Consider the following 16,457-nt stretch of genomic DNA (forward strand, 5'->3'; position numbering starts at 1 on the left):
AATTATTAATAATGACACTTACCGCATTCTAATCCACCCATCTGCGCTGCAGTTAACTGCTCCACTCCATATTTTTTAGATAATTGCTCGTGGATTTTTGTGTAGTATGCGTTGTCTTTAACTTTTACATTTGTTTCTCTGTGGCAATTGATACACCAACCCATAGTTAATGGAGAATGTTGGTACATAATTTCCATTTCTTCAACTGGACCATGACACGTCTGACACTCTAACCCTGCAACAGAAACGTGCTGCGAGTGATTAAAGTAAGCAAAGTCTGGTAAGTTGTGTATACGTATCCATTTTACAGGATTTGTTTCTCCCGTATAAGACTGCGTATTCTCATCCCAACCAACGGCTTTGTATAATTTCTGAATTTCTGCATTGTAATCTACACCGTACTCTTGACCTTCTGCATAAGTTTCTGGTGCAACCTCTGCAATATTTTTATGACAGTTCATACAAACATTAAGCGAAGGAATACCTGAATGCTTACTTACTCTTGCAGAAGAGTGGCAATACTTACAATCTATCTTATTATCTCCAGCGTGAATTCTATGTGAATAATGAATTGGCTGAACTGGCTCATAACCTTGGTCTACACCAACTTGCATTAAATAACCATAAACAAAATACCCACTTGCCAACAGGAAGATGATTGAAGTTACTAATACTAAGAATTGGTTTTGAACAAAAGCTTTCCAGATTGGTGTTTTCTTTTCGTCAACAGGAATCTCGATACCTTTAGCATCTGCAAAACGCTTTAGGGTACGATTTACAAGAACTAAAGCTAATGCTAACAGGCCAAATAATAAAGCTAAAGCACCTAGAATAATTGAGTTCGACGTTGAGTCTGTGGTAGTTCCTCCTCCATCTGTTCCTGTAGCACCTCCATCAACAACAACTGGCTCTGGTTTTGGCTGAGCTGTATATGCTAAAATATCTGAAATTTGTTGATCGCTTAAACCTGGAAAGGCATTCATTGCCGTTTGATTATACTCGTTCCAAATTTTATTGGCGTAAGTATCTCCAGCCTTTATAAGCGCAGAGCTATTTCTTATCCACTTGTTTAACCATTCTCTATCAAGACCCTCTTCTTCATAGAGTCTTGCTTCAACGTTTCGTAACGCAGGACCTGTCATCTTTTTATCTAGCTTATGACATGCCGCACATTGAGAATTGAATAGAGATTTTCCGTTTGCTGGGTCACCTTCTTGGGCCAAAACAGTGGTTGAAAACGTAAGTAATACTATGAAACCTAAACGGAGAATGCTTGAGGTTAAATTACGGTAGATAACGTGTTTCATATGTATAATTGAATTATCTTCTAAAATTTGGTACGATTTTTTCAGTAATTATGATAAAAATCATGTTTCTAAAAACTCAGGCAAAAATAAGGTATAAAGTCGATTTTAGAAATGTTAGAGAAGTCATAATAACTAATTTATAAACGTTCTAAATAAGAATAAAGCCCTCGAATACGTTAAGAAAATATAACTTTGCAACATAATACATTTGACTATGAATAAATTGAATATAAAACTTTTATCTTTTTTGGCTTTAGTGCTAATTTCTGCACCAATTTTTGCTCAAGATGGCACTGTAAATATTAATCAGCCAAAAGCTATTGAAAAGCTGTTAGAATTTAAAAAAGACATAAAAACTGTTGAGACTTATAAAATCCAAATTTTTAGTGGTAGTAGTTCTTTTACAGCAGAGAAAGTAAAAGCTGATTTTATGTCTACCTACGGTCAGTGGCCTGTAGAGATGGTTTTTAACACACCTAATTACAAAATTTGGGTAGGTAATTTTAGAGACCGACTTGAGGCAGACCGTGCACTTTTAAGAATTAAGAAAAATTATATGAATGCTTTTATTTTTCAGCCTAAGAAAGATTAAAACCTTGAGTCAAGAACAAAAAAAGCCGCTTCTAGCGGCTTTTTTTATGTGCGATTATATAATTATTTCAGTTTCTTCTTAACCTCAACTTCTTGGAAAGCTTCTATAACATCACCTTCCTTGATGTCGTTGTAGTTTTTGATTTGCATACCGCAATCGTAACCTTTAGATACTTCTTTTACATCATCTTTAAAACGCTTAAGTGAAGCTAACTCACCTGTGTAAATTACAACACCATCACGGATTAAGCGGATGCCTGAATTTCTATAGATTTTACCATTTGTTACCATACAACCAGCGATACTTCCAATTTTAGATACTTTAAAGATTTCTCTAATTTCGGCCGTACCTGTAATCTCTTCTTTAAGCTCTGGAGATAACATACCTTCCATAGCATCCTTGAGATCATTGATTGCATCATAGATAATAGAATATGTACGGATATCGATTTCTTCCTTATCAGCAATTTGACGGGCATTACCCATCGGACGAACATTAAATCCAATAATAATTGCATCCGAAGCTGTTGCCAGCAACACGTCACTTTCCGTTATTGCACCAACACCTTTATGTATAATATTTACCTGAATTTCTTCTGTAGATAGTTTCTGGAATGAATCTGTTAAAGCTTCAACAGAACCATCAACATCACCTTTAAGAATAATATTTAACTCTTGGAAATCACCAAGCGCGATACGTCTTCCGATTTCATCAAGTGTAATATGACGCTGCGTTCTTACGGATTGCTCACGTTGTAATTGCGTTCGTTTTGTTGCAATTTGTTTTGCTTCACGCTCGTCTTCAAAAACATTGAACTTATCACCTGCCTGAGGCGCACCATCTAAACCTAAGATAGATACTGGTGTTGATGGACCAGCTTCTTTAATTTCTTTACCACGCTCATCGTGCATAGCCTTGACCTTACCGCTGTTCTTACCAGCTAGTACATAATCTCCAATTTTAAGAGTACCTGCCTGCACCAATATTGTAGATACATATCCACGTCCTTTATCTAAGTATGCTTCTACTACTGTACCAGTTGCTAGTTTATTTGGATTGGCCTTGAGCTCTAATAACTCAGCTTCTAGAAGCACTTTTTCAAGTAATTCTTTTACACCTGTACCAAATTTTGCAGAAATGTCATGTGATTGAATTTTTCCTCCCCAATCTTCTACCAAGAGGTTCATATTGGCTAAACCTTCTTTAATCTTATCCGGATTTGCATCAGGCTTATCAATCTTATTTATGGCGAAAACAATAGGAACACCTGCTGCTTGTGCATGAGATATGGCTTCCTTAGTTTGAGGCATAATATCGTCATCTGCTGCTGCAACAATGATGGCAATATCTGTGACTTGAGCACCACGAGCACGCATCGCCGTAAAGGCTTCGTGACCAGGCGTATCAAGAAACGCAATTTTTTGTCCATTTTCTAGAGTTACACCGTAAGCTCCAATATGTTGTGTAATACCACCTGATTCGCCAGCAATTACGTTTTCTTCACGTATGTAATCTAATAGTGACGTTTTACCATGATCAACGTGACCCATTACGGTAACAATAGGTGCGCGTTCTACTAAATCTTCTGGATTATCTTCAACCTCTTCTATAGATTCTTCAATATCTGCAGTAACAAACTCAACAGAGTAACCAAATTCTTCTGCTACAATAGTTAATGTCTCTGCATCTAAACGCTGATTCATTGTCACCATCATACCTAAAGACATACATGCAGAGATAACTTGAGTAACACCTACATCCATCATCGTAGCAACTTCACTTACTGTAACAAACTCAGTTACTTTAAGTGTTTTACTTTCTGCTGCTTCTGCTTGTGCTTCCTTCTCAGTCTGCTCTCTGTGTTGGTCTCTTTTCTCTCTACGGTACTTTGCGCCTTTACCTTTGTTGCTTTTTCCTTGAAGTTTCTCTAGAGTTTCACGGATTTGCTTTTGTACGTCTTCTTCACTAGGCTCTTCTTTTACGACTTTAGGTCTGTTTTGACCACGTCCTTTAAAGTTACCTTTTCTATCGTTAGAGAAGTTTGGCTTACCACCATTATCTCCTGGTTTGCTAATTCTTCTACGCTTACGCTTATTGGTAGCATCACCGTCTTTTGCTTTGTCTTCTTTCTTCTTTTTAGGCTTATTAAATTGAGTTAAATCAATTTTTTTACCTGTAATATTAGGTCCACTAAGTTTTTGATACTGCGTCTTAATCTTCTCATCTACCGGCTCAGAAGTAGATTCAGATTCTTCTTTAGTATCTTCTTTTTTTGCTTTTGCGGCTTTAGGGGCTTTCTCCTCTACTGGAGCAGCCTCTTCTTTTTTAGCTTCTGGTTTAGACTTTTTTGCAGGTGCTTTTTTAGCTTCTTCCTTTTTTGGAGCTTCTGCTTTTGGCTCTTCTTTTTTAGGGGTTTCAGCCTTTGGCTCATCACCATCTAAATCGATTTTTCCCACTTGCTTAGGGCCAGAAAGTTCTGCTTTAGCTTTTAGAACGGTTTCTTTTTCCGCTTCTTCCTTAGCTTTTTCTTCGAGCTCACGCTCACGTTTTTCTCTTAAAGCTTCCTTCTCTTTCTGCTTTGCTTCGCTTACTTCTTGAGCTTTTTCACGTTTAGTTGCATCTGTCTGAAATTCATCAGCCAATGTATCGTAAACATCTTGAGAAATTTTTGTATTAGGGCTTTTCTCTATCTCGATACCCTTGGATTCTAGAAAATCCACAGCACGGTCTAAAGAGATATTTAATTCCCTAAGTACTTTATTAATTCTAATTTGAGCCATAAATGCTTTTATATAATCCTAAATATATAGTTTACCAATTGATTTGCAAAAATTGGTGGTTTAGTCTTCGAATTCTTCTTTTAAAATTCGAATAACTTCTGATATTGTTTCTTCTTCTAAATCTGTACGCTTAACAAGGTCATTAACATCTTGCTCTAAGATACTCTTTGCAGTATCTAGTCCAGCCTTGCTAAATTCTTCGATAATCCATCCTTCTATTTCATCAGAGAACTCACTTAATTCTACATCTTCTTCTGCGCCTTCTCTAAATACATCAATTTCGTAACCTGTTAATTTACCTGCTAATCTAATATTGTGACCGCCACGACCGATAGCTTTTGATACTTCTTCTGGCTTTAACAATACCTCAGCTCGCTTGTTTTCTTCATCTATTTTTAATGAAGTTACTCTTGCTGGGCTTAATGCACGCGTTATAAATAGCTGTAAATTGTTTGTGTAGTTAATGACATCGATATTCTCGTTACCCAACTCACGAACTATACCGTGAATTCTAGAACCCTTCATACCTACACAAGCACCTACTGGGTCAATTCTATCATCATAAGAATCTACAGCAACTTTTGCTTTTTCTCCAGGAATACGAACGACGTTCTTAACGGTAATTAAACCATCAAAAACTTCTGGTATTTCTTGCTCGAATAACTTTTCAAGGAATAATGGCGATGTTCTAGACATAATAATCGCTGGCTTACTTCCTTTAAGCTCTACACTTTCTATAACACCTCGTACGTTTTCTCCTTTGCGGAAAAAGTCTGATGGAATTTGCTTGTCTTTTGGCAAGATAATCTCGTTACCATCATCATCTAATAAGATAATTGCTCTGTGACGGATATGGTGAACCTCAGCCGAATAAATCTCTCCTTCAAGTTCTTTAAACTGCTTGTAAATATTCGTGTTATCGTGCTCGTGAATTTTAGATATTAAATTTTGCTTTAATGCTAAAATAGAACGTCTTCCTAATTCAAAAAGCTTTACTTCTTCCGCTACATCTTCACCAACTTCGAAATCTGGTTCTATTTTTTGAGCTTCAGATAATTCAATTTCTTGATTTGGGTCTTCTACTTCACCATCTGCAACAACAATTCTGTTTCTCCAAATTTCTAAATCTCCTTTATCTGGATTTATAATAATATCGAAGTTATCATCATCTCCATACTTCTTTTTCAATGCATTACGCAATACATCTTCTAGAATCGCCATTAGCGTAACTCTATCTATTAATTTATCATCTTTAAAATCTGAAAATGATTCAATTAACGCTAAATTTTCCATATTAACAGGACTTAAAATTTTATTATAACTTTTGCTTCTTTTATATCGTCTAAAGCAATCGTAGCTTCTTTAGTTACGGTTACTTTTCCCTTTCCTACTGGCTTTGGCTCACGAGCTTTCCATTTTAGTTGAATGGAATTTTCATCAGCTGCTTCCAGTTTACCTTCGGTTTTTTTATCGTCATTGGTTCTCACCTCTAGAGTACGACCAATATTCTTTTTATACTGTCTTGGTAATGTTAGTGGCGATGCTGCTCCTGCAGAAAGCACTTCTAAAGAAAAATCTTCTTCTTCTCTATCTAAATTATGTTCAATGGCTCTGCTTATAAACATGCAATCTTCTACCAAGACACCATTATCTCCATCGATTACTACTTTTATAGCATTATCAGTGCCAATCGTTAGACTTATAAGAAATAAGTCTTGCCGCTCTTCTAAGGCGTTTTGTAGTAATTCTTCTGCTTTATTTTTTAACATATGGTATAAAAAGAGGGGACTTTTCGTCCCCTCATATTCTTCATTTCCTTTAACAGTGGTGCAAATATACGATATATATTGATTTTTGCAAGGTGTTTTAATGCTATTATTCTGAATTTTTGGGAACTATACTTTAACTCTTTTGATATTAAAATCGAAAAAACAAAAAATCCTCATTCGACAAAGAACAAGGATTTTAAATTTATGTTGGCCTACTAGGGCTCGAACCTAGACTCTTCTGGACCAAAACCAGACGTGTTGCCAGTTACACCATAGGCCATCATCTCAAAATGAGGATGCAAATTTATAACAAAGTTTTACTTGGGCAAAAAAAAAGTGAAAAAATAATTAGGAATACTTAACGTTTGCTTAAAAGCATTAGGCTGTGTTGTATTTATTAGTAAATTCGCCAGCATCAAAAAGTGTTAGTTTTTATGACCAATTTCAACTTTAAAAAGTGGAACACAATTTTAGGATGGTTTGTGTTTGCTGTAGCTGCAATCACTTATGCCTTAACTATTGAACCAACCGTTAGTTTCTGGGACGCTGGAGAATACATTTTAACGTCATCTAAATTACAAGTTGGACATCCTCCAGGAGCACCTTTATTTCAGATGTTAGGTGCTTTTTTCTCTATTTTTGCTTTGGAGCCTTCGCAAATTGGAGCACTTTTAAATATGATGAGCGCCGTATCTAGTGCTTTTACTATACTTTTTATGTTCTGGACTGTTACTATTTTACTTCGTAAGATGGTAAAATACAATCCTGAAAAAGACCCAAAAGCTAAAGCTTTTGCTATTCTTGGAAGTGCTTTAGTAGGGAGTTTAGCTTTTACATTTACTGACTCGTTTTGGTTTAATGCTGTAGAAACTGAAGTTTACGCCATGGCTACCTTAATTATGGCTGTACTTTTCTACTTGGCTTTACGCTGGGAAGCTGAGATGAATACCCCTCGAGGAAACCGTTGGTTAATCCTCATTGCTTTTGTTATTGGTCTGTCTTTTGGTGTACACTTTATGGGACTATTGACTATCCCTGCAATTGGACTTATCTATTATTTTAAAAATTACAAGACCATAACAGTACAGAATTTCATTCTAGCTAATGTGGTTTCTGCTGCCATATTACTCTTCATCTTTAAATTATTATTACCAAACACACTTCGTTTCTTTGGTTGGATGGAAGTAAATATTGTGAATACTTTTGGTTTACCTTTTCATTCTGGAACCATTATAGCAGGCTTAATTGTTATTGCTGCTTTTTATTACGGTCTTAATTACACACGCAAAAAAGGTCATATCCATGCAAATACGCTAACACTTTGTTTATTATTTATCTTTATTGGATTCTCCTCTTGGATGATGCTCCCAATAAGAGCAAATGCTCATGTAATTATTAATGAGAATGACCCATCTGATGCTAGAGAACTTTTAGCTTATTATAACCTAGAGCAATATCCAGAAACGCATTTGTTTTATGGTCCTCAGTTTACCGAATTATACTCTGGTCAAGACAAAGACCAACCTTTTGTTGACGATAAAAAGAACTACGAAAAAGACTTTGAAAAAGGCGAATACGTTATTATTAATGACTGGAAAAACGCCAAACAAAACTACAATTCTGAACACGCATCTCTACTGCCCCGAATGTGGAGTACAGAACATGCCGAAAACTACATGATGTTTACGGGAATGATTGACTTTAAAGTTAAGCCAACCCTTGGTACTGATATTTACGAAAGCTATCTCGAAGGTGGTTATCCTGAAGAAGAAGCAAGCGTAAGAGCCAGTTACCAAATGCAACAGATTAACCAAATGGTGAGTCAGTTTAGGCAAGCTGTTGCTCAAGGAAAAGTAGATTACGAAGATTACCACAACTTTCTTAAAGAGAACGCACAGTCATGGTTTGAAGTCGAGAAGCCATCGATGTTAGATAACGTCATGTACATGTTTCAATATCAATTTGGTTACATGTACTGGCGCTATTTTATGTGGAATTTCACTGGACGTCAAAACGATATCCAAGGAAAGTATGATGACTTTAATGGTAACTGGATTTCTGGAATCAATTTTATAGACAAATGGCATACTGGTTTATCACAAGAGAATTTACCAAGTGACGTTAAGAATAATAAAGGCAGAAACACGTATTACTTCTTACCTCTAATTTTAGGGCTAATTGGTTTCTTCTTTTTATTAAGTGTAGACAAAAAACGCTTTTGGGTTTTATTAGTTTTCTTTTTACTCACAGGTTTAGCTATTCAGTTTTATACCAATATTAGACCTTTTGAGCCTCGAGAGCGAGATTACTCTGTTGTAGGTTCGTTTTATGTATTTGCCATTTGGATTGGCTTCGGCGTCTATGCGCTCTATGACTTATTAACCAAACAAGCTAAAAAGAGTATTGCTCCTGTCACAGCAATAACTTTGGTTTGTTTAATTGCAGTTCCAGGTGTTCTTGCAGCTAATAATTGGGATGACCATGACCGCTCAGGAAAATACACTGCCAATTCTATGGCCAGAACGTATTTAGAATCCTGTGCACCTAATGCCATATTATTTACCATTGGTGATAATGATTCGTTCCCATTATGGTACTTACAAGAGATTGAAGGTGTCCGCCGAGATGTTCGTGTGGTGAATACAAGTTTATTCCAAACAGCATGGTATATAGACCAAATGAAACGTAAGGCGTATACAAGTGACCCTATTCCTTCTCAATTAACACATAAACAATATCGAGATGGAACTAGAGATTATACATTCTATCGAGAAATCAGTGACAAAATAGCCAAGGACACATTAGATATTAAACAGTTTATGGATTTTGTAAGCAGTGATAAACCTTCTACAAAACTTCGCCATTTAGTGAGGTCTCAAGGCGAAAACCCTGCAGGATATCCAACTTATTTCTTAAACTCTAATTACTATCCTACAAAGAATATTAGAATTCCTGTGGATAAAGCAACTGTGCTTAAAAACGGAATTGTAAAGCCTAAAGATGCTGACAAAATTGAACCGTACCTAGATATAAAAATATCTGGAAGCGCAGTTTACAAGAACCGATTATTAATGCTAGATATTATAGCAAATAATAATTGGGAACGCCCTATCTATTTTAGTGGTGGTGCCTTTGCAGACGAAGATTACATTTGGATGAAAGACTACCTACAGCTAGATGGACTTTGCTACAAATTAGTGCCTATTAAAACGCCTGTAGATAAAGCTAACCCATTTGACATGGGACGTGTAGATCCAGAATTAATGTACGACCTCGTTAAAGACTGGGATTGGGGCGGTAGCGGAGAAGATATCTATCATGATGTTGAAACACGTAAAAACGGTATTACCTATCGCGGAAATATTGCACGTGGTATTGAAGCCCTCTTAGATGAAAAGCAATTAGATAAGGCCGAAGAACTTGCGGATTTGGCTATGGAGAAAATGCCAGTAGATGATTTTGGTTACTACACCCTTCTAGAGCCATATATCTCTACGTATTTTGAAGTTGGAAACACTGAAAAGGCAAGAAAACTCTATCTCGATGTTGCGGCTAAATATCAAGAAAATTTGGTTTGGCACAGCTCTCAAGATATAGAAACGCAACAAGATATCATTGAAGAAATTTTTACAGATATTCAAAAGTATCGTTCATTGGTGGATGCATTAGTGGCTTACGACGAAAGAGATTTTGCTCTTGAGCAAACTAAGAAATTTAATGAATACTTAGGTTTGTTTTCACGTCTTATGGGTGATGATGACCTTTCCGAAGAGCCAGAAGCAGATATCAGTGATATCCTAAAAGATGGCGAAACGGTGAATGACACCATTAAAAAAGTAGCTCCAGCCGAAGGCGATAGTACTAATTAAATGAAACTCATTCCTGCGAAAACACCGGGATTTGTAAAATCTTTATTCCCCAGTTTTATTTGGAATATAGACACCAATCAGCAGGAATTATATCTCACTTTTGATGATGGACCAACACCAGAGATTACACCTTGGGTGTTGGACACGTTAAAACAGTACAATGCCAAAGCCACTTTCTTTTGTATCGGCGCTAATATTGAAAAGCATCCTGATATTTTTGAATCTATTATAGCCGAAGGACATTCTGTTGGTAATCATACTTACAACCACCCTAAAGGTTGGAAACACAAAACGAGGTATTACATTCAAAATGTTTTTAAATGTGAAGCGGTCATATCGAAACAAAGCACTTCAACTGCGCTTAGTGTGACGGAAGAAGAAAAATCAAAACTGTTTCGTCCACCCTATGGAAAGTTTAAAACCAAGCAGGCCAAACAACTTCAAAACTTGGGTTATAGCATAGTTATGTGGGACGTTCTGTCTTTTGACTGGGATGCAAAAGTATCTGAACAAGAATGCTTAAATAATATAATTAACTCCACTAAAAATGGAAGTATTATTGTAATGCATGATAGCGTAAAAGCTTCACGGAATTTGAAAGCAGTCTTACCTAAGATTTTAGAATATTATAGTGAAAGAGGTTTTGATTTTAAGTTAATTCCAAATAATAACTGACTGATTCATTATTCCATGAAATCTTTCAAGTAGCTCATAGCATCCAATCCATAAATCGTGATATATTCACCAGAAGGCTTTAAAGCAAAATAGGCGTTACAAGTAGTATTCGATTTAAATAATTTTTCTTTAAAAAAACCCGTATCCAAAAAATAATAACTTCTGCTTTGATAAATACTCTTATTGTAAGCATTTTCGGTATAAACAAAAAAATCTCTCAAGTTGTACCTTTCAGAAATTTCATTTGAAAGTCTTTTGATATTGTTAGTAATAGCTATGAAATTTTCGTATCCGTAATCATAGCATAAATCTCCTTTTTGTTTGAAACTAATTAATACTCCTTGGTCAAGATTCAGCTTTGATTTACTGTAAGGCTCTAAAGATTGATATAAATCAATCATCTCTTTTTTTGATAAGTTACCTTGAAGTCTCTTAACATTCGCTTTTAAATCTTTATAGATGTTTTTACCTTCATAAGCAGGAATTCTATCTTCATAATCTTCTGGGTAATCATTAGGTAATTTGTAAGATTTACAACTAAGCACTTGTATAAAAAACATCACAAAGAGTAATATTTTAAATCTAAAAATAGCTTTAAACATACTCCTGAATAATACCAATTAACGTATTGGCATCTTGCTCACCACTATGGCGCCATTTCATTTCGCCATTTTTGTAAATAATAAGTGTTGGTAAGCCTTTAACACGTAGTGCCTCGGCTAATTCTTGGTTTTTATCAACATCTATTTTAATAACGCGAGCTTTATCGCCTAGAGCTGCAGCTACATCTCGAAGTACAGGATGCATTGCGGTAGATTGCTCGTTCCACTCTGTGAAGAAGTCTAGTAGAACTGGTTTGTCTACATCTATAAGCTCCCCAAATTTTGACATATCGTTACTGTTTTAGTCAGATATATTTAATTCAAACTTAAGCATTTTTTTTATAATTTACTTTAAATGAGTATGCGTATAACTTTCAGTTAGATGCTTTTATAAATATACAACTTTATTAAAAGCTAAATACAGAACTTATGCGTTTGCTTTTTGGCTACCTTTTTTAAGCTCTATTACTGTGATTTCGGGCCAAATCCCCACGCGTCCAGGAAAGGCTAAATAACCAAATCCGCGATTAACATTAATGTACTGCCCCAACTCCTCGTAAATACCGGCCCAACGCTTATAACGCCACTTTACAGGACTCCACTTAAACCAACCTGGAATCTCTATACCAAATTGCATACCGTGTGTATGTCCGCTTAATGTAACATGATAATGATAATCGTCATTAACCACCTGAGCATCCCAATGGCTTGGGTCGTGGCTTAGTAAAACTTTAAAATCGTTTTTATTTATTTGTTCCGATGCTTTTTTAAGATCACCCGCTTTTTTAAAACCACCTTTTCCCCAATTTTCAACACCAACTAATGCAATACGTTCTCCGTTTTTTTCAATAAAACGGCTCTCATTCAATAGTAAATCGAAACCTATTTGTTTTTGGAGGCTTTTTAAATTTTCTAAGTTTTGTTTTTTATCGTCTTCAGAATTCCAACGAACATAATCGCCATAATCATGGTTTCCTAAAACAGAATACAACCCATCTTTTGCCTTTAGCTTATTAAAAATAGGAACATACGGTTCAAGCTCTGTAGCTTTATTGTTTACAATATCTCCTGTAAATAAAATAACATCACTTTGCTGCTCATTAATTAAATCTACAGCATATTTCACTTTATCGATATTATCAAAACTTCCTGAATGTATATCACTAATCTGCGTGAGTTTATAACCATCAAAAGCTTTAGGTAGATCATCAAAATGAAGCGTGTACTTTAATACTTTAAAGTTGTATTTACCTTTATACATACCATAAAGAATAGATGTAAAAGGTATTGCCGCTAGACCCAAAGCAATTTGGCTAATGAATTTTCTTCGTGCTGGAAAATGCTTTACGCTGTCTCCATTATCACTGCCTTGCATAAAATAGCTGTAAATGCCTTGCGGCACTCTAAATACATCCTCAGTAAACATTACCGCAATTAATACTAATTTAGGCACTACCAAAGCGATTAAAAAACCTACAGCATAAGCGTTGGTGTGCGAAAAACCGTCACTTCTGCTAAATCCATAAAACTGATAGACAAAGTTTCCAATAACCGCTACTGTAAACACCCAATACAAAATATACCACCAGTTACTTTTGGTAATTGTTCGTAAAGACTGAAATGCATAATAATCTGCAACAGCTACAATAATGATAAAAATAAACCAGCGCATGTTTAATTTTTTAAAAAAATCAAATTTACAAATAGCCTTACAGCGTTTCTCTTACAAAACTGTTAAAGCTTTTTAGTTTCAGTTCGTCAAGAGATTTAGACTCTGTTTTAAAATGAATTGTATACGTTTTATTTGGTAGCATATTGAAGAAGTTATCAGAGAAGTAGCCTTTAGCATCAGCGAATAAAAACACATCTTTTTGAAACGTTTCACTATATAAGTCTATATTAAAACCATCTATAGTCTCAAAGATTTTGGTTTTAATGTCTCCTACATTCAATTTTAAATCTTTTGGCTTAACAAAAAAGAAATATGACGTTTGACTATTGAATATAGCAACCAAAACAGCTTTATTCTCTTCAAAATCTATGCCTTCTAGATTTTGTTTAAATATTAGCTGACTTGTATTAGCTTCAACAGTTCTCATCTGTGTATTCTCCCATTTAACCTTACCCTCAAAATCGATTATTTTAAGTGATAACACATCTGAAATCGCTTCTAAATTATCATTAATAATCCACGTTTTCAGAAATTTATCTTCAACTTTAGAAGATACTAAAACATCTTTAAAACTTCGCTTTACTTCGTAATGTAAGGCTTTCCAATTACCAAAATAGTCAATGCTCGACCAGGACACAGATGGCCAACAATCATTTAGTTGCCAATACAATGAACCCATATTGTAAGGTCGTGCACGACGTTGTGCCTCAAAACCTATTCTCATTCCGTAAGCTTGTAATAATTGACTCATATATACATAATCCTCGCCATTATCGGGGACTGGGAAATCTCTCTTCATATATTCATCTATCAACTGAAAACCTCTAGTATGTTTCTGATGATTTTTGAAACCTTCTGAAGAAATTCCTATACTATCATTTTGGTTAATGTATTTAATTGTTTCATGGCTTGGAAACGATTGAAACCCAAATTCGCTCATAAAACGCGGTACGTTTTCCTCAAGATGCTCAAACGGATAGGCATCATGCCAAATCCACCAATCGTGAGCATCACCTTCAGTTTTGTATTTAGGGTTTCCACGACCATATTTGGGTGAGCTTTCCCAATAATCGGTATCTGTATATTGAGCAACAGTATTTGGCAAAATAGAATCAAATACTTTAAGATAATTGCTCCATATTTCCTCTTTTTCTTCATCACTTCTATTCGCTTGCCAACCCCATCGATGCCAACCTTCAGAATTTTCATTATTGCCACACCATAATGCAATTGACGCGTGATTTTGTAAACGTTTCACATTGTCTTCTGCTTCGTATTTTACATTCTCTAAAAAGGCTTCAACACCTGGATACATGGCACAGGCAAACATAAAATCTTGCCAAACCAAAATACCTTTTTCGTCACATAAATCGTAAAAGATATCGTTCTCGTAAATGCCGCCGCCCCAAACCCTGAGCATATTCATGTTGGCATTGACAACGTTATCTAACAATTTCTCATAACGTGTATCGGTTACTTGATTTTGAAAACTATGTTGCGGAATATAATTGGCACCTTTAGCGTAAACAGGAACACCATTAACTTTAAAGTAAAAACTCTCACCAATACTGTCTTTTTCAGTCACCAATTTGATATTTCGTATACCATATTTGGTAGAAATGCTGTCTAAAACTTTATTGCCATTTTTTACCACGACTTTTATATCGTACATATAAGGCTCGCCGAGGTTATGTGGCCACCAAAGTTTTGGATTTTTGATTTTGAAAGAAATGTCATAAGGCTGATATTCTGGAAGCGCTGCCTTTTTAATAAGACTGTCATTTACTAAAATTTCATAATTAAGATTCTCATTAAAGTAATTCGTCTGATTTAATTGCAAGGTTAAATCCGAAACTGAGTCTGTAATTTTATTGGTTTTAATGTAAACGTCTGTAATCTTAAAATCATTCCAAGCCACTAACTTTATCGGTCGCCAAATCCCTGAGGTATTTAATTTTGGGCCCCAATCCCAACCGTATTGAAATTGTGCTTTACGTGTGAAAATACGATTGCCTTCAGGAAGTTGATAAGCGAGTTTTGCTTTTTCTATTTCTTCATATTTTGAAGTGTTTTCAAACAGAATTCGCAATTCGTTTTCAGCTTTTAAATTCTCTTTTATGTCAACCTCAAAACTTCGAAAAGCATTGTTGGTTTTCAGGATTAAACTATCGTTCAGAAATACAGAAGCGTAGGTGTCTAAGCCTTCAAAATTAAATTCTATATGTTTCTTTTGAAGTATTTCCTTGCTTACCAAAAATGTGGTTTTATATTCCCAATCGGCTTCAGAAATCCATTGTACATCTTTTTCGTTGTCGCCAATAAACGGGTCTTTAATTTGTTTGTTTTCTAATAAATCTGAAAATACATTACCAGGCACCGTAGCTGATTGCCAAAGCGTATCGGTCACTTTTTTAAACTGCCAATTTTCATTTAAATTAATGATGATTGGAATGTCGTTTTTGGGTTGACAGCCAAAAATGAGTAGCACAAAAATGAGATAACTATATCGCATCTAAAATGGCTTTTATGTTGGTAATATCTGAAACGGTCTGCGGCATGGCAAACATAGAATCGGTTTGATTAATTGTTACTGATGCCGATGCATGAATCTCTTGTAATCCGATAGCTTTAAATTTTGAAGCGTTGCCAGCATTAATTCCGCTACCAGCCAAAATTGTAATTCTACTATCAGCAATTTCATTTAATTGCCTAAGCAAATCTAAACCTTCCTCTGCTGTTTTTTTCTGACCTGATGTTAATACACGTTCAACGCCTAAATCGATTAATTGCTCTAAAGTTTCAATTGGATTTTTTACCTCATCAAACGCACGATGGAAAGTAAATGGAAGTGGTTTAGATAATTCCACCAATTCTTTTGTTCTTTTTACATCTATCGTTCCATCAGAATTTAAAACTCCAGAAACGATACCATGACAACCCAAATCTTTACACAATTGAATGTCATTTTTCATAACTTGAAATTCCTCTTCAGAATACACAAAATTGCCGCTTCGTGGCCGAATCAGGACAAAGGTTTTAATATTTAGTTTTTTAATTACTTGCGTTATAAAACCGTAAGAAGGCGTAATGCCACCAATGGATAATTCCTGACACAATTCAATACGATGTGCCCCTGCATCTTGGGCGTTTTTTGCAGATTGGTATGAGTCGGCGCAGACTTCTAGTTTCAT

Annotated in this window: 12 protein-coding genes and 1 tRNA gene; 3 read left to right on the forward strand and 10 right to left on the reverse strand. The window is 35.4% G+C overall.

The features are described 5' to 3' along the window. Positions 1-5: 5 nt before the first annotated feature. The gene (locus tag BUB95_RS03650) at positions 6-1,307 is read right to left on the reverse strand and encodes a c-type cytochrome (protein WP_073083223.1); all 1,302 of its coding nucleotides are present in this window, start codon (positions 1,305-1,307) and stop codon (positions 6-8) included. Between the two features lie 214 nt (positions 1,308-1,521). On the opposite strand from BUB95_RS03650, the gene BUB95_RS03655 reads away from it, so the two are divergent. Next, positions 1,522-1,899: an SPOR domain-containing protein gene (locus tag BUB95_RS03655; RefSeq protein WP_073083226.1), complete on the forward strand. Its 378-nt coding sequence runs from the start codon at positions 1,522-1,524 to the stop codon at positions 1,897-1,899. A 62-nt stretch (positions 1,900-1,961) separates the two neighbouring features. Here BUB95_RS03655 and infB read toward each other — a convergent pair whose 3' ends face one another. The 4 genes from infB to BUB95_RS03675 form a co-directional block, all read right to left on the reverse strand. After that, positions 1,962-4,679 carry a translation initiation factor IF-2 gene (infB, locus tag BUB95_RS03660; RefSeq protein WP_073083230.1) on the reverse strand — a complete coding sequence of 906 codons (2,718 nt, stop codon included), beginning with the start codon at positions 4,677-4,679 and terminating at the stop codon, positions 1,962-1,964. A 60-nt stretch (positions 4,680-4,739) separates the two neighbouring features. Continuing rightward, positions 4,740-5,972: a transcription termination factor NusA gene (nusA, locus tag BUB95_RS03665; RefSeq protein ID WP_073083233.1), complete on the reverse strand. Its 1,233-nt coding sequence runs from the start codon at positions 5,970-5,972 to the stop codon at positions 4,740-4,742. Positions 5,973-5,983: 11 nt separating this feature from the next. Beyond that, entirely contained in the window at positions 5,984-6,448 is a 465-nt protein-coding gene (gene rimP, locus BUB95_RS03670) for a ribosome assembly cofactor RimP (RefSeq protein WP_073083236.1), read from the reverse strand. 207 nt (positions 6,449-6,655) lie between these two features. Next, positions 6,656-6,728: transfer RNA gene (locus BUB95_RS03675), tRNA-Gln, on the reverse strand. 154 nt (positions 6,729-6,882) lie between these two features. On the opposite strand from BUB95_RS03675, the gene BUB95_RS03680 reads away from it, so the two are divergent. Continuing rightward, the gene (locus BUB95_RS03680; protein WP_073083239.1) at positions 6,883-10,317 is read left to right on the forward strand and encodes a glycosyltransferase family 117 protein; all 3,435 of its coding nucleotides are present in this window, start codon (positions 6,883-6,885) and stop codon (positions 10,315-10,317) included. Continuing rightward, positions 10,318-10,992 (forward strand): polysaccharide deacetylase family protein, encoded by a 675-nt coding sequence (locus BUB95_RS03685; RefSeq protein ID WP_073083242.1) that lies wholly within the window; start codon positions 10,318-10,320, stop codon positions 10,990-10,992. It begins immediately after the preceding gene. Positions 10,993-11,000: 8 nt separating this feature from the next. Here BUB95_RS03685 and BUB95_RS03690 read toward each other — a convergent pair whose 3' ends face one another. From BUB95_RS03690 to BUB95_RS03710, 5 genes are all read right to left on the reverse strand, one after another. After that, positions 11,001-11,552 carry a hypothetical protein gene (locus tag BUB95_RS03690; protein WP_143185559.1) on the reverse strand — a complete coding sequence of 184 codons (552 nt, stop codon included), beginning with the start codon at positions 11,550-11,552 and terminating at the stop codon, positions 11,001-11,003. Positions 11,553-11,586: 34 nt separating this feature from the next. Then, the gene (locus BUB95_RS03695; RefSeq protein WP_073083249.1) at positions 11,587-11,883 is read right to left on the reverse strand and encodes a thioredoxin family protein; all 297 of its coding nucleotides are present in this window, start codon (positions 11,881-11,883) and stop codon (positions 11,587-11,589) included. 138 nt (positions 11,884-12,021) lie between these two features. Beyond that, positions 12,022-13,266, reverse strand: a complete 1,245-nt coding sequence (locus BUB95_RS03700; RefSeq protein WP_073083252.1) for a metallophosphoesterase — start codon at positions 13,264-13,266, stop codon at positions 12,022-12,024. 37 nt (positions 13,267-13,303) lie between these two features. Then, a complete protein-coding gene (locus BUB95_RS03705) occupies positions 13,304-15,778 on the reverse strand; it encodes a beta-mannosidase (protein ID WP_073083254.1) in 2,475 nt (824 codons plus the stop codon). After that, positions 15,768-16,457, reverse strand: coding sequence for a copper homeostasis protein CutC (locus BUB95_RS03710; protein WP_073083258.1), 690 nt, complete (start codon positions 16,455-16,457; stop codon positions 15,768-15,770). Before BUB95_RS03710 ends, BUB95_RS03705 begins: the two co-directional genes overlap by 11 nt.

Origin of the sequence: Winogradskyella jejuensis (assembly GCF_900129745.1) — a bacterium.
GTDB classification, from domain to species: domain Bacteria; phylum Bacteroidota; class Bacteroidia; order Flavobacteriales; family Flavobacteriaceae; genus Winogradskyella; species Winogradskyella jejuensis.

Excerpts from the sequence above, each read along its gene's own strand:
- rimP (WP_073083236.1), bottom strand. The coding sequence starts at position 6,448 with ATGTTAAAAAATAAAGCAGAAGAATTACTACAAAACGCCTTAGAAGAG.
- BUB95_RS03655 (WP_073083226.1), top strand. The coding sequence starts at position 1,522 with ATGAATAAATTGAATATAAAACTTTTATCTTTTTTGGCTTTAGTGCTA.
- nusA (WP_073083233.1), bottom strand. The coding sequence starts at position 5,972 with ATGGAAAATTTAGCGTTAATTGAATCATTTTCAGATTTTAAAGATGAT.
- BUB95_RS03685 (WP_073083242.1), top strand. The coding sequence starts at position 10,318 with ATGAAACTCATTCCTGCGAAAACACCGGGATTTGTAAAATCTTTATTC.
- BUB95_RS03695 (WP_073083249.1), bottom strand. The coding sequence starts at position 11,883 with ATGTCAAAATTTGGGGAGCTTATAGATGTAGACAAACCAGTTCTACTA.
- BUB95_RS03650 (WP_073083223.1), bottom strand. The coding sequence starts at position 1,307 with ATGAAACACGTTATCTACCGTAATTTAACCTCAAGCATTCTCCGTTTA.
- BUB95_RS03710 (WP_073083258.1), bottom strand. The coding sequence starts at position 16,457 with ATGAAACTAGAAGTCTGCGCCGACTCATACCAATCTGCAAAAAACGCC.
- BUB95_RS03680 (WP_073083239.1), top strand. The coding sequence starts at position 6,883 with ATGACCAATTTCAACTTTAAAAAGTGGAACACAATTTTAGGATGGTTT.
- BUB95_RS03700 (WP_073083252.1), bottom strand. The coding sequence starts at position 13,266 with ATGCGCTGGTTTATTTTTATCATTATTGTAGCTGTTGCAGATTATTAT.
- BUB95_RS03705 (WP_073083254.1), bottom strand. The coding sequence starts at position 15,778 with ATGCGATATAGTTATCTCATTTTTGTGCTACTCATTTTTGGCTGTCAA.
- BUB95_RS03690 (WP_143185559.1), bottom strand. The coding sequence starts at position 11,552 with ATGTTTTTTATACAAGTGCTTAGTTGTAAATCTTACAAATTACCTAAT.
- infB (WP_073083230.1), bottom strand. The coding sequence starts at position 4,679 with ATGGCTCAAATTAGAATTAATAAAGTACTTAGGGAATTAAATATCTCT.